Source organism: Auritidibacter sp. NML100628 (assembly GCF_003185985.1).
In the GTDB taxonomy this organism is placed as follows: Bacteria; Actinomycetota; Actinomycetes; order Actinomycetales; family Micrococcaceae; genus Auritidibacter; species Auritidibacter ignavus.
This window is the reverse complement of the sequence record NZ_QHLP01000008.1, coordinates 1-13,597: the sequence shown is the minus strand read 5'-3', so window position 1 is coordinate 13,597 and position 13,597 is coordinate 1. Positions and strand designations below refer to the sequence as shown.

The 13,597-nt window shown below is 54.9% G+C and carries 17 protein-coding genes; 4 read left to right on the top strand and 13 right to left on the bottom strand.

The genetic code is table 11. The features are described from left to right. Positions 1–154 precede the first annotated feature (154 nt). The 9 genes from DCC24_RS06895 to DCC24_RS06850 form a co-directional block, all read right to left on the bottom strand. On the bottom strand, positions 155–1,009 hold the full coding sequence (locus DCC24_RS06895) for a hypothetical protein (RefSeq protein WP_110099195.1): 855 nt from the start codon (positions 1,007–1,009) through the stop codon (positions 155–157). Next, on the bottom strand, positions 1,006–1,713 hold the full coding sequence (locus DCC24_RS06890) for an ABC transporter ATP-binding protein (protein ID WP_110099194.1): 708 nt from the start codon (positions 1,711–1,713) through the stop codon (positions 1,006–1,008). Before DCC24_RS06890 ends, DCC24_RS06895 begins: the two co-directional genes overlap by 4 nt. A 4-nt stretch (positions 1,714–1,717) precedes the next feature. Beyond that, the gene (locus DCC24_RS06885) at positions 1,718–2,101 is read right to left on the bottom strand and encodes a GntR family transcriptional regulator (protein ID WP_110099193.1); all 384 of its coding nucleotides are present in this window, start codon (positions 2,099–2,101) and stop codon (positions 1,718–1,720) included. A 548-nt stretch (positions 2,102–2,649) separates the two neighbouring features. Then, positions 2,650–3,006, bottom strand: coding sequence for a hypothetical protein (locus tag DCC24_RS06880; RefSeq protein ID WP_146206298.1), 357 nt, complete (start codon positions 3,004–3,006; stop codon positions 2,650–2,652). Then, positions 2,993–3,277 carry a hypothetical protein gene (locus DCC24_RS06875; protein ID WP_110099191.1) on the bottom strand — a complete coding sequence of 95 codons (285 nt, stop codon included), beginning with the start codon at positions 3,275–3,277 and terminating at the stop codon, positions 2,993–2,995. Before DCC24_RS06875 ends, DCC24_RS06880 begins: the two co-directional genes overlap by 14 nt. A 175-nt stretch (positions 3,278–3,452) precedes the next feature. After that, positions 3,453–3,998 carry a hypothetical protein gene (locus DCC24_RS06870; protein ID WP_110099190.1) on the bottom strand — a complete coding sequence of 182 codons (546 nt, stop codon included), beginning with the start codon at positions 3,996–3,998 and terminating at the stop codon, positions 3,453–3,455. Positions 3,999–4,139: 141 nt separating this feature from the next. Further along, positions 4,140–4,424, bottom strand: coding sequence for a hypothetical protein (locus DCC24_RS06865; RefSeq protein WP_110099189.1), 285 nt, complete (start codon positions 4,422–4,424; stop codon positions 4,140–4,142). An 879-nt stretch (positions 4,425–5,303) separates the two neighbouring features. Beyond that, positions 5,304–5,666, bottom strand: a complete 363-nt coding sequence (locus tag DCC24_RS06855) for a DUF4282 domain-containing protein (RefSeq protein WP_158524618.1) — start codon at positions 5,664–5,666, stop codon at positions 5,304–5,306. 47 nt (positions 5,667–5,713) lie between these two features. Beyond that, on the bottom strand, positions 5,714–6,385 hold the full coding sequence (locus tag DCC24_RS06850) for a pyridoxamine 5'-phosphate oxidase family protein (protein WP_110099186.1): 672 nt from the start codon (positions 6,383–6,385) through the stop codon (positions 5,714–5,716). 260 nt (positions 6,386–6,645) lie between these two features. On the opposite strand from DCC24_RS06850, the gene nrdI reads away from it, so the two are divergent. From nrdI to DCC24_RS06830, 4 genes are read left to right on the top strand one after another with little or no spacing between them, the layout of a single operon-like run. Then, on the top strand, positions 6,646–7,095 hold the full coding sequence (nrdI, locus tag DCC24_RS06845; RefSeq protein ID WP_199446249.1) for a class Ib ribonucleoside-diphosphate reductase assembly flavoprotein NrdI: 450 nt from the start codon (positions 6,646–6,648) through the stop codon (positions 7,093–7,095). 16 nt (positions 7,096–7,111) lie between these two features. Further along, the gene (nrdE, locus tag DCC24_RS06840; protein WP_110099184.1) at positions 7,112–9,268 is read left to right on the top strand and encodes a class 1b ribonucleoside-diphosphate reductase subunit alpha; all 2,157 of its coding nucleotides are present in this window, start codon (positions 7,112–7,114) and stop codon (positions 9,266–9,268) included. Positions 9,269–9,301: 33 nt separating this feature from the next. Then, positions 9,302–10,327, top strand: a complete 1,026-nt coding sequence (nrdF, locus tag DCC24_RS06835; RefSeq protein ID WP_110099183.1) for a class 1b ribonucleoside-diphosphate reductase subunit beta — start codon at positions 9,302–9,304, stop codon at positions 10,325–10,327. Between the two features lie 58 nt (positions 10,328–10,385). Further along, positions 10,386–10,961 carry an NADPH-dependent FMN reductase gene (locus DCC24_RS06830; protein ID WP_199446243.1) on the top strand — a complete coding sequence of 192 codons (576 nt, stop codon included), beginning with the start codon at positions 10,386–10,388 and terminating at the stop codon, positions 10,959–10,961. A 233-nt stretch (positions 10,962–11,194) separates the two neighbouring features. Here the strand turns inward: DCC24_RS06830 and DCC24_RS06825 are convergent, their stop codons facing one another. From DCC24_RS06825 to DCC24_RS12315, 4 genes are all read right to left on the bottom strand, one after another. Beyond that, positions 11,195–11,434 (bottom strand): hypothetical protein, encoded by a 240-nt coding sequence (locus DCC24_RS06825; protein WP_110099181.1) that lies wholly within the window; start codon positions 11,432–11,434, stop codon positions 11,195–11,197. Between the two features lie 331 nt (positions 11,435–11,765). Further along, a complete protein-coding gene (locus DCC24_RS06820; protein WP_110099180.1) occupies positions 11,766–12,158 on the bottom strand; it encodes a hypothetical protein in 393 nt (130 codons plus the stop codon). Beyond that, a complete protein-coding gene (locus tag DCC24_RS06815; protein WP_110099179.1) occupies positions 12,158–13,171 on the bottom strand; it encodes an N-acetylmuramoyl-L-alanine amidase in 1,014 nt (337 codons plus the stop codon). The genes DCC24_RS06820 and DCC24_RS06815 overlap by 1 nt, the downstream gene beginning before the upstream one ends. A 59-nt stretch (positions 13,172–13,230) precedes the next feature. Continuing rightward, the coding region (locus DCC24_RS12315) for a hypothetical protein (RefSeq protein WP_233492013.1) at positions 13,231–13,597 on the bottom strand (367 nt) is incomplete at its 5' end.

Genomic DNA, 13,597 nt, shown 5'->3' with positions numbered 1-13,597 from the left:
AGTCTTATATCGTTATGCAAGACCAATAGATAGTTATCAGGTATCCCGAGGGAATCGCCGTGACCGCAGAAAATAATCACATCCACCACGAACGGTGCCGGCACACTGCCAGCGACGGGCAGGTTAGGATCCTGCCCGCCGCATCACCGCACAATTAGTTGAGTGAAACGTGCCGATTCCAGGAACGGTGGGTGCGCCACATGACGATGACAAGCGTGAGGATCGTTCCGACGAACACGCCGAGTGGCATGATGGCGCTGTCACCATCGGCAAAGGCGATCTCGAGGGTGTTGATGACCACCAGCTGCGGTGTTCCATCGTCACTAACAACAGTGAAGTCGAATCCCAACGGAATAGCCAGTATCGCAAGAAAGATAATGGCTTGGCTACCGACGTAGGTGATCACGGCCATCAAAACCAGGCCACCAATGCCCATTCGACCGAATGGACCCTCGCTACCGACAGAGGCGATGAATGCGTACATCACCGGCCAGGTGAAAAATATGAATAGCACCACGATCGGCAGGTACACTCCGAGGAGCAATGGTAGCGGGATGAAGTCGCTGATAGCCTCTAGTCCCGAGCCCAACGCCACGAACAAGTTCGGCTCCTCAGGGCCCAAACCAGCAGCGGTTGGTGAGCTCGCAAACGTGAACCAGGCGGCCCAGAACAGCAGGAATCCGATGATCAATACGACCGCCGTCGCCAGCATCATGTGCAATAACTTCGTCCAGAAGATAGTTGCGCCTTTCACCGGAATCGCGTGAGTGAGGTAGCCTCCACTGCGAAACCCTGAACACCAAAAGTCGATGGCGAGGGCGATTTGAGTCGCGGGCACGAGCGCCACGATCGGTAACACGATCAGTGGTGGCCCGAAGTGACTCACGACTGGCAGATTGATCCACATCAGCAGCGTGCCTAAAGCACTCGCCGCGAGGGCGCCACCGATGATGATCGCAAGCAGAACGCGGGTGCGGATGAACTCGTGTTTTAAGAGTGTCAGTGTCATCGGAATACCTTTCGGAAAAGCTGGTCGATACTCAGACCGTGTTCAGCGCGCAGATCGTCGGCGTTGCCGGTGAGCGTGATACGACCGTGGCGCATGAACACCACCGTGTCGATAGCAGGTTCAAGGTCGTGGATGAGGTGAGTTGACATCACCAACAGTGAGTCGGCAGCCAGGTTGTTGAGCACGGTGTCGAGGATCTCGTCGCGCGCGGCCGGGTCGATACCGCTGATCGGTTCATCAAGCAGGTAAAGCTTGGCCCGGCGGGACATGGTGAGCGCGATCTGGATCTTCTCGCGCATACCCTTCGACATTTCGCGCAGTTTCATTCCATCGCTAAACCCGAAATTCCGCATCATCTCGAGCGCCCGGTCGCGGTCGAAATCAGCGAATAAATCATCGTATAGATCGAGGCAGTATCGTAGGGTAAACGCGCGAGAGAGAAACTCGACATCAGGCAGAAATGCCGTGAAGGCTTTCGTCTCAGGTCCGGGTGCCTGACCAAGGATCCGGATGTCGCCGTCGGTGCCGTCGAGCACGCCGGCGATGGCCTTCAGCATGGTGGTTTTGCCACAACCATTTTCACCGAGTAGACCGACGATGCGACCTCCGGTTAGCTCGAGATTGACGCCGTCGAGAGCGGTGGTTTTGCCAAATTTTTTGGACAGATTACGAATGGACAGCAGTGGTTGATCGGTAGTGCTCATGGGATCAACTACCTTCTGACTTGTTGTCGTCATGATGGTGCCAACTTTCACTGATGAGTTGCTGGGCGCGGTCGAGACTCAGCTTGATTTGTTGCGCGGTTCGGATGTAGTTAATGGCTGCCGAACGCGCAAGCTCGAGGCGCAGGTCGTCGATACGGCCGTGGTCTTCGGTGATGAACCGTCCCGCGGTCCGTTCGGTGTAGCACAGCTCGCGACGTTCGAGCTCGCTGAGTGCACGTTGAGCAGTGTTCGGGTTGACGCGGAGATCGGTTGCAAGTTCACGAACGGCCGGAATACGGGAACCCGCAGGCCATTGGCCACTGACAATGCGGCGAATGAACTCATCGACAAGCTGCCTCCAGATCGGGGTTCCAGCTTCAAATTCCACATCACTCCTTTCCTTTGTACCTTTGTATTACTCACATAATACAATGGCACAAGCCATGCTTCAAGGTTTATGTGTGGAAATGCGACCGGCATACACAGATGAGTCGTCATGACTGCTCTGAATCGCCGAAACGCCCACTGACGAAGCCCCGATTGGGCTGATGAAACAACGATTTGTTCTCAGCCCGCGACCCGAACATTATGTGATGAATCTGCACCTCGGCACGTCATACCATGACTTGACGCGAGGATGCTACCGATCTCGACGGCCCGCGGTAGTGATCCATCGGATGAGACCGAGCCGACAAGTCCGCCGGGAACAGTCAACGGTGAGATAGAGGCGCTGGGATGGGAGGTGTCAGAGTTCCTATTCAACTGTTGAGGTCACAGATCGCCCGTGAACTGCGCTCCTTATGAGAGGAAAAAGTAGACGCCCATGTTGTCCTAATATGAGCGTCTTCGCGGTGGAGGTAAGGGGATTTGAACGGCTAGCGCTATGCATTTGTGCGCGTGCGCACTTCTGCGGATCCGCATTATTTTTCGCATGGTTTAGCGGTTCCTACGCACACCGGTTTCGGTCGTTGCCTCAGGTCGGCCAGAGTCCGTGTCCCCGTGAGCAGTGGTAATACCGAGGAATGCGTTGATACCGGTACCCAAACCAAGATTCGGGTACCGTTGAGTCCCCGAAGGGGAACCATCAGCATTCTTGGTCTGCAAGTTCGATAATTCCCAGGTCAGTCGCGGGACAATCGCAAACCCATGGACCGACACCGGCCGGTCTCGATTGATCAACAGCCCAGCGGCAGCGCGTACCACCTGGTCTGGTTCAACAGATGCAGACAGCTCCGCGGAGTACTCGGTAGCACCCACGTAGTGATCCCAGGCCGTGATTTCAGTACCACTCAACGGGCTGACCCGGTGATACAGGCCCAGATCTAGGGCACGAGACAGTGCCACGGAGCCTGCTCAGCTGGTGCTCCTCATCGGCCCACTGGACTTCCTCATTGTCCTCATTGAACCGCATCGTGACCTGAGCTTTCTTCGGAGTCGCGGTCAGAGAGGTGAACCCACCAGTGGTAGCAGACTTCTCCGCACCCTCCGTCACAAACTCAGCCACCGTCGAGGTGTTGATGGTGTCCTTGATCAGCCCATCCGCCACCGTGCAAGGCATCAGCATCTTCGCTGTCTCAGTAGTAAAAAATAGCCATCACAAACACGCGCTTCCAAAGCGTCACAAAACAAAGAGTATTACCCCCGAAGGACACTCACCGTCCCTGGTCATGACCGCCAGCACGCACACGCCAGCGCCTAGCGTCATCATCATTCGTGTTAGTTAAGCCGAGACCACCCATTTAGCGACCTCGTAGAAGATCCTGAGCAAACTTCTGCTGCTCAGAAACCCGCGCTTTACCAGCAGAATCCACCGGAGGAGCCTCACGCACCCCCACACCGGCATAACCACCAGCCTTGACCCCAGCATTTTGAGAGAACGCTTCGAGCAACGCCTTGGCATGCTCAGTGATCTCACCCTCGCTATGACCGCGTAGCACCGAAGTCGGCACCCCATGCTCTGTTGCGATGCGCTCCACGGTCTCCCGGCGCTGATACTCGGCCAGTTTCTTCTCCAACTTCTCGTTGTAGGCTTCGAGGCCGTCCACGCGCTCAGCGGTGTTCTTGAAATCCTCGAAACCCTCGTATTTCTTCCGCTCCCGCTCCAACCGGTCACGGACCACCCGGTCCACATCAGCCTGAGAAAACAACCGCTCCTCTACGGGGACAGAAGACTTCTCTTCAGGCTGCCGTTCACCCTCAAACCCCTTCCGGTCACCGTTGTTAGGGGCCATGGTTTCTTCGTTGTCTTCTCCACCGTCACCGGCGTTACTCGTGTTTTCGGACATCCCGACTACACCCTTTCCTTCACTCACCATGAGACCGCGCAAATGGGCGCGTATCACTAAAAACCCCGGAAACCACACCAACAACCAGGCACAACAAAACCCCGCACCAGTTACTGGTACGGGGCAATAAAAACTGGGGCCTTAGGCCACCTGTTGCTCGTTCAACTCACGGAGAAGCGCGATATCATCGAAAGCAGGCTCATCATCAACGTCTTCCTCGTCAAACACCTCACTAGCTTGAACGAGCAATTCCTCTGGTATTTTTATTGACTCTTCTACGGCCACGTCAAGACAAAACAACACAGCAATACCGAGCTCTCGGTGCTGAGACGCATTCACCGCTTCTTCTAGTACTGGATTCGACTCTCCAACAGCGTCAACAACCACGCTGTACAAAGACTTAAAAACTTCGTAGGAGCTCCACATGATCTTATTCTACTTCCTGGGGTCAAGATCCGGATAAGCACTAAGAATGTAGCGTAGCCCGCCGTGTTTTCTCCGACCAGTCGCCACCTTGCACGGCACCCCATCCACCGTGTGCTCATAGGTAAGGCCATGCCTAGACGGTACTGGCTTACCCCGGGCGATCGTGTCATCAATCGCATGCACAATATCTTCGTGAGACCAATCGCGTGGGAACTCGGTCCTAGGAACACCTTCAGCTAACTCAAAAATCCACCCGTACCCGGCCCCATGGCCTCCACGACCTCTAGGTGCTTCTGGCGTCGAACTGTTACGCCGTTCTCCGTAGAGGATGTGGTTCCACTGCTTCGAATTGAGAGGCTCAAATCCTTCAGGCCTTAGTTCCGGAGGATTCTCCGGATTCCTAGGCGGGATCTTCTTACCATAAGTGAACCCGTCAGGATACTGTTCACGAAGTCTCTCTAACGTCTCGCCCCGGTGCTTATACCATTTCGCATACGGTACTCTACCGTCATCTGTAGTTTTCTGATTATCCACACATCTTTTCCTAAGCTGTTTCGCAACATATTTATAATCGATAATGCTTCAATTTCACTCAGTATTTATTGCGTCATTATTAATCAATAGATCGTGCTCAGCGGATTGGTTGTTTCAGCCGATGAAGGATTGTCATAGATGATCCCCAGAAAGCCATCGCCACCGTGCGGATCATGTCGTTATGCAGGGCCATCGCCAGCCGGAATCTCGCCTGGGTGGACCCATTCCCCCGCAACCAGTTGATCGGGATGAATGCTCTCAATCGCAATCTGCGGAGAGGAATAGCACACCGCATCCCCCACACGGGTGATCGTCGCTTTGAAACAGCCGGACCAGCTGTACAAATTAGCCTCGCTGCCCCACTTCGTCACGCAATTTCTGAACTTCTTGACGTGTAGCAGCAGTATTCTGTGCGGTGCGAATGGTCGCAATGAATTGCTCCATCGTCACACGTAAGAGCACCAGCAGAACAACGGGAATGATCCATCCAATCAGCAACCACAGTACGCCAATCAGCGCGACACCTGTCGCCATGATGGTAAATGCCGGCACTAGCCAACCAATGATCAGGGAGATGCCGACCAGAACGAGGATCAAAATATAGATGATCTTCGTGAACTTGACCGTCACGAAACTATCGAACGACAGATCAAACAGGCAGGCGACGAAGCCTTTGTTTTCTTCTGCTGATCGTCGTGCAAAGTCCAACAGCAGTTTTTCAGGTTATTGTCAGGAACGCTAGAGTTCATCGTTGCCTACGCGCTGACGTCCAACATCTCCGCCTCGTGCAGGTGGATCAAGACCGCTGCAGCGGGTGGGCTTACGTCCTGCGCACGAGCGAAAGTCACGGCTGCCTCGAACACGTCTCCGTTGTGATGAACCTCGGGTAGTCCCACAAACCGATAACCCGTAAAGTTGTCCTGATCAATTACGGCAACCGTGGCGACCGATCCAGCGCGGAAATTTGCCAGGTGCCGACCGGTTGGCGGTTCGTAATAAAAGAGTGTGCGTTCATCCCAAATACGAAGCGAACTCGTTGGTCCAACCGCAGGAGCCCCTTCCGGTGTAGCCGTAGCCAGCACCGGAATGTCCGTCTCAAGCAGAGCTCGCATGTGCCCCGTCAAGCGAAAACCACCACGCAGTCGCCCCGCGAATCCTTCGGCAAATGCCGCGCTATCACGAACAAATGGTGAACCCAACGGTGGCGCACCGGCGCGGAGGGACGCGTCAAGGAATCGCTCCATCTTCTCAGGATCTTCGTCTCGCAGAAACACCACCAACATACGCAACAGTCCATGCACCGTGGTGGCTGGGTCCGCTGAAGTCTCCAAAAGTCGCATCGCAGCCTGGTGATTGCCCGCCCGCGCTTGCTGAAACAAGCCAATTGATTCCAACCAAATGCCATCGCGCCACGTCTCTACTGTCACGTCTACTCCGATCTGGCTACTGACTGTTTGGTGTGAGTACCTCGCTACGCTCCATCATATGTTCGCCATGCCGTAGTTACAAACACAGTTAGCGCGTAGACACGGAACCTATCGTGTGATACTACTAGATATGCGCCTAATTAGTTCATCAACACACAAGATATTGTGTTTTTATGATGTCCACTTCAGTCAATGAGTGAGGAGAGATCGCTGTGCATACTCCAGCGAAGAAACCCCCGGATGCACTCCCGGTTCGAGAAATACCAGTCAAAGAGTCCCCGGATCTGGTGTATTTTTCCAGCGTTTCGGAGAACACCCGTCGCTTCGTGGAGCAGCTGAACCGACCGGCCATACGAATTCCGCTGCGCCCGAGAAGTGAAGGGTATATCCGTGTCTCACGCCCTTTCGTGCTCGTTGTCCCCACCTACGGGGGTGGGGAGCGCTCTGGTGCGGTACCCAAGCAGGTGATCAAATTCCTCAACGACCCGATCAATCGGTCTTTGATCCGCGGTGTGATCACGGCGGGAAACACCAATTTCGGTCAGCACTACTGTCTGGCCGGACCGATCATCTCCGCCAAATGCAAGGTACCGGAGCTGTATCGCTTTGAACTCTTAGGAACGCGGCGCGACATCGAGCTGGTGGACACCGGACTGACTCGCTTCTGGGACCAAGCCGACTCCCAAACCTTTACCTCCACTCCAAGCTAAGTCGAAAGGAAACGGTATGACGATACCCACCACGGATGCTCCTGAGGTCACCGGAATCGGTGAGCGCAGGGACTACCACGCACTCAACGCCCAGCTGAACCTGTTTGCTGCTGACGGCTCGATCCAGTTTGATAAGGATCGCCAAGCAACCCAGGCGTACCTGGATCAGCACGTGGCCCCCAACACCAAACGCTTTGATTCAGTGTGGGAAAGACTGCACTGGTTGGTGGACAACGACTACTACGAGAAAGATTTCCTCGCCGCGTACTCAGAAGAATTCGTCACCGCTGTATACGAGCGTGCCGAGAACGCCGGTCACCGTTTCCAGACCTTCTTGGGCGCCTTCAAGTTCTTTACCGCGTACGCTCTGAAAACCTTTGACGGATCCCAGTATTTGGAGGGGTACGCCCAGCGAGTCGCTACCACGGCTCTATACCTGGGTCACGGGGACGAAGTATTGGCTACCCAACTGGTTGATGAGATGATGTCTGGCCGTTTTCAACCGGCTACACCCACCTTCCTCAACGCTGGAAAAGCCCAACGCGGTGAACTAGTTTCGTGCTTTTTGCTGAGGATGGAAGACAATCTGGAATCCATTGGTCGCAGTGTCAACTCTGCGCTACAACTGTCTAAACGGGGCGGCGGAGTAGCGCTACTGCTATCAAACCTTCGTGAGGCGGGGGCGCCGATCAAGAAGATCGAAAACCAGGCTTCCGGAGTTGTTCCCGTGATGAAGATCCTGGAAGACTCATTTTCCTACGCCAACCAGCTAGGGGCACGCCAAGGCGCAGGTGCGGTGTATCTACACGCCCACCATCCCGATATTCTGCGGTTTCTCGACACCAAGCGTGAGAACGCCGACGAGAAAATCCGCATCAAGACGCTTTCTCTTGGTGTCGTCATCCCGGATGTGACGTTCCATCTTGCCAAGGCTAATAAGGACATGAACTTGTTCAGTCCCTACGACGTTGAGCGCGAATACGGGACCCCACTATCAGACCTGTCAGTCAACGATCACTATGACGAGCTGGTCGCCAATCCACGGATCCGCAAGTCCACCATCAAGGCCCGTGAGTTCTTCAAAACCCTGGCTGAGCTACAGTTCGAGTCCGGTTACCCCTACGTACTGTTTGAAGACACGGTCAACCGCGCTAATCCACTACAGGGCCGGATTAACATGTCCAACCTGTGCAGCGAAATTCTGCAGGTAAATACACCATCTCGCTACGATGGCGCCATCGGCTACCAGGAAGTCGGTCGTGATATTTCGTGCAATCTGGGTTCACTAAATATCGTCGCGGCGATGGCCTCTCCGGATTTCGGTGCCACGGTGGAGACGGCCGTTCGGGCACTCACCAGTGTCTCAGATCAGACCAACGTGGATGCTGTTCCGTCAGTAGCTGCCGGTAACGAAGCCTCACACGCCATCGGGCTAGGCCAGATGAACCTGCACGGCTACCTGGCCTCTCAACGCATCCATTATGGTTCCGAGGAGGGCATTGATTTCACCGACATCTACTTCCTGACTGTCACCTATCATGCCTTGCGTGCCTCCAATCGGCTGGCGATTGAACGTGGGAAGGCCTTCGAGGGTTTTGAAACCTCGTCCTATGCCGACGGTAGCTATTTCGACAAGTACACCGAGAAAGAGTGGCAGCCAGCCACCCAACGAGTCCGGGATCTGTTCGCGAGCGCTGGGGTCGCCATCCCGTCGCGCGAAGACTGGGAGAAGCTGCGTGACTCGGTGACAGAACACGGGATCTATAACGCCTATCTGCAGGCCATCCCGCCCACGGGTTCCATCTCGTATGTCAACAACTCCACCGCCTCGATCCATCCGGTGGCGGCCAAGATCGAGATCCGTAAGGAGGGAAAGCTCGGCCGAGTCTATTACCCGGCACCGCATATGACCCACGACAATCTGGAGTTCTACCAAGATGCCTACGAGATTGGATACGAAAAGATCATCGACACCTACGCCGCCGCGACACAGCACGTGGATCAGGGGCTGTCGTTGACGCTGTTCTTCCGAGATACCGCCACTACCCGGGACATTAATAAGGCTCAGATTTATGCCTGGCGTTCTGGTATCAAGACTCTCTACTACATCCGATTGCGCCAGCCGGCCCTGGGAGGCACAGAAATCGAGAACTGTGTCTCCTGCGCCCTGTAACCACTGACCACCCTATCTGTCGAAAGAAGAACGATGACTGCGACCCATTCCAACCGTCCACTCACCGAAATCTCCGTGACCCCACCGTCCTACCGCCACGACCCCACTGCCCGGTTGCGCCCGATCAACTGGAACCGCGTCGACGATGAGAAAGATCTCGAGGTCTGGAATCGACTCACGGCAAATTTCTGGCTACCAGAAAAAGTGCCCCTCTCCCATGACATTCCCGCCTGGCAGAAGCTCACCGAAGAAGAACGCACCTTGACCATGCGCGTCTTCACGGGGCTCACGATGCTCGATACCGTCCAGGCCACCGTCGGGGAGATTTGTCAGATTCAGGATGCACGCACCGAGCATGAAGAGGCGATCTATACCAATATCGCGTTCATGCAGTCCGTACACGCGCGCTCCTATTCATCGGTATTCACGACTCTGACCTCAACACCGGAGATCGACAATGCCTATCGGTGGGCGGTCAACAATGACCTGCTACAACAACGGTGCAAGAAGGTGTTGGCTCACTATTATGGCGACGACCCACTGAAACGCAAGGTGTCCTCGACCCTGTTGTCGTCACTGTTGCTTTATGCGGGTTTCTATCTGCCGTTGCATTTCTCGGTCCACGCCACGCTGACCAATACTGCCGATATGATTCGGCTGATCCTGCGTGATAAGGCAGTCCACGGGTACTACTCCGGCTATAAGTACCAACGGGGCCTGGAAGCCCGCACGGCTAGTCAACAGAAGGAAATGCGAGAGTTCACCCTCAACCTGCTGGACGATCTCTACGAGCTAGAGCTGCAATATTCGGGTGAACTCTATGAGCCTCTGGGACTGATGGATGACGTTGCCGTCTTCGTGCGGTATAACGCCAATAAAGCACTGATGAACCTGGGGTATCCGCCGCGCTTCTCGTCAGAAGAAACCGAGGTCAATCCCGAAATCCTGGCCGCTTTGGCTCCCGGGGCGGACGAAAATCACGATTTCTTCTCCGGGTCTGGTTCCTCCTACGTGATCGGCACAGCCGAGGATACCAGCGATGACGACTGGGACTTCTAAGTTCGACCCCCAACCTGTTAGCCAATGAGTACAAGATGAGTACACGAAAGGAATTCTGATGACCAAAAACATTTCCGTGCTTGTCGGTAGTCTGCGTCGTGGCTCTTATGCCCGCAAGATCGCCCGCAATGTGCTTGACTACTTCCCCGACGGCTATAACGCTCAAATCGTGGAGATCCGGGATCTGCCCCTCTACGATTTCGACTACGATGACCCAGCGGTCACCGATAAACCGACCCCTGAGCAGTACACGAACTTCCGGAATACCATTAAAAATTCCGACGGTGTCTTGTTCGTCACCGCAGAAAATAACCGCACCATTCCGGCCTGCTTGAAGAATGCTGTTGATATCGGTTCCAAGCCGAATAATGATGTCGTGTGGAAAGGTCTTCCCACCGGCATCATCAGCCACTCGGTGGGACGTATGGGTGGCTATAGCTCACAGAAGAATCTTCGGTTGGCCCTGTCTTACTTTGACATGCCCACCCCCGGCCAGCCCGAGGTCTTCTTGCCGCAGTCACCGACTCTGATTGATGACAATGACCAATTTGTCCAAGACTCCACCGTTGAATTTCTTCAAGACTACGTAAAGCGTTTTGTCGAAATCGTCAAAGAGGTGGCACATAAGAAATAAGCCACAGAGCAAACTCCAACGACGGCGGCGGATAGGGTTGCTACCTTGTCCACCGCCGTCGTGAGCACTGAGCCACCATGATTTGAGTCGACGGTGGCAGTTCCAGGATCGGTGTGTTCGTCATATTGCCATGACGAGCGTGAGAACTGCACCAATGATGATGACAGCATCTAGATCACGGGTGCGAATAAACGCTTGATTCAATCATCTCGTCATCATCAGAATGCTTTCGATCAGGATGCCGTTCGGAAGAGCTGGTCAATGCTCAATCCGTGCTCGTCGTGCAGGACATCAGCATTGCCGGTGACAGAGACGAGAGCTGAAGATTTGTTCGGGAGTCGACCTGGCACGGAGTCGGAGAGGGCTCCCGAGAGGGCCGCTTCTTGCGACTGGAGCTCAGCGACCGGATCCTGTGCGAGGTCGTTTCGGACTTGAGGCAAGGCTCGTGGGTTTTTGATGACCTCAGTGATCATAACGAGGTTCGCACGCCTGAAAACCTAGTCATGTCACCCACATAAAAAAAGAACCGCACCATCGTGCGGTTCTTTGGTGGAGGTAAGGGGACTCGAACGGCTAACGCTGTGTGTTTGTGCGCGTTCATATTTCTGCGCATGTGCAGTATTTCCGCATGGTTTAGCGGTTCCGAGTTCATCTTGTTCTGAGCCGATTTTTCGAAATTACCAGCCGTGGGTGGCGCGAACACCCAGGTTCTCCGGCCGTTCTTTGGGCATGCAAAAAATGCCCCGCCCGCCAGCAATGAGCCGGCGAGCGGGGCAGGCGTAATCCAAAAAGGATACTCTCGTTCTACCAGGTTCCTAGGAACTCTTTCTCTTCTTCAGTGTCTACACCAAGTGCCGATGGTCCGCGCCGTACGGTGGCTTCGTGTCCAGGTACGTGCCCGTCAGGGTCGGTCTCGTCATCGTTGATGGGGTCGTCGAGGTCATCACCGGTGGATTCCGTCTGCCCGATAATGTCCGATGAGTCCACATCAAGCCCGGCGTGTAGCACGGTCGGTGCCTGTGGTGGTACCAGCCACCCCGCGGTCACTGCCAGGATGACGGTGATGATCACTGTCACCGCCGATTCCAGCGGTTGTAGTGAGGGTACGAAGTGAATAATGATTTGGGCGATGGATGCTCCTAGGGCGCCGCCGACGGTGGTTGCACCGGTCACTGGCCCGATCTTGCGTTTCTGCATTACTCGCCCTCCTTGGTGTTGTCGGTGGCGACTTCTAGGGTGACGTCCGCGTCCAGCGATTTGATGGCCTCAGACACCCCTTGCTGTGCCGCCCTGCGCACCTCTTCCAGGTTCACCTTCCTACCCTGGGTGAGAGCCTCGAGCGCTTTCAGGACGCCTTCGAGTTCGCCCTGGACTGCGAGCGCCGCTTTGTGCGTGGCGCGCATATAGGCGTAGGAATCCGATTTAGTGTTCTGATTCTTATACGACCAGACTTTCCAGCCGACTTTGTTTGCTAGTTCTTCGAGTAGCCGGTAGGTTTCCCTCTGGTAGGCGTAGGCATCCCAATCCTCATTCTTGCCTTTGTAGGTCCACCGGGCGAGCCGGGTTTCTTCTCTGACGATCTTACGCAGTTGTTTCTCAGTGGCCATGTCGAACCAGTCCTTCCCCTGAATAGTATTCTTATTAGTCGTTTGCTTACCGGGTTTCTCCCAATAACCACGGTTAATCGCTTTCCGTAGCGCTGGCATGCCCCCAGGTATCCCCGTCGGATCAGTCTTACGACCTGGGGCGTACTCGTTGTGGCCAATATGAATGATCCGGCCAAACTCTTTATCTAACTGGGCCCCAAGCCGTGCAGCGGTCTCCAGTTGCGCATCGGACCACCTCAGCCCCGTGGTTCCCTCCACCTCGATACCTATGAGAAACTGATTCCCCTGATCCCGCGGGATCCGAGGCGGATACTGGCCCTTACCAGCGTGCGCCCCGGTACCCGCTGCTATCACGTCCAAGGAGCCATCCCAGGCCAGCAAAAGGTTACAAAGCGGGTATCCGAGCCCACGGATCACGTAATTCAATGTCGGATTGTTGCGGGCTTTTACCGCGGCCGCGTTCGTGGCCGTATGATGCCACAGCACCCCGCGTACTTCTCTGATACCTCCTCGGTGCGCGGTTCGGGTTTTCCAGTATTTCGTTTCCCGTACTACGAGTCCTGCGTCTCTAGCGACCTGCGCGAGTCCAGTTAAGAAGACCATTCTCCACCTCTTAAACACCGGTGCCCCCGCACCATGCGAGGGCACTCAAATCCTGACCGTTATTCAAAATGGTTAGTGCGCGGCAAAGGATCTATATCATTCGGGCTGATACCGTTCCTGATCAGTCCCACTCTTAAGGTGTGGACTCTCTCTTCCGCCCGTCGCACCTGTTGCTCAAGGCTCTTATTCTCAGCTTTGAGCTTGTCAATTCTCTGTTCGAGCCGTGCTTCTTTAGATACTCGACCGGAAATGTACTTAACGACTGCTTCGACAATTTTTAATAGCACCGGGGAACAATACGGCTCTTCGTAATTGAGGGTGTGGATCAGTGATTCCAGGACACGGCGTGGCGCTGCCCGGATAGACGTCGAGGTCTTCCGATGATGGAAGTTCTTACACAGTCCATCCGAAAGACCTCGACGTGTC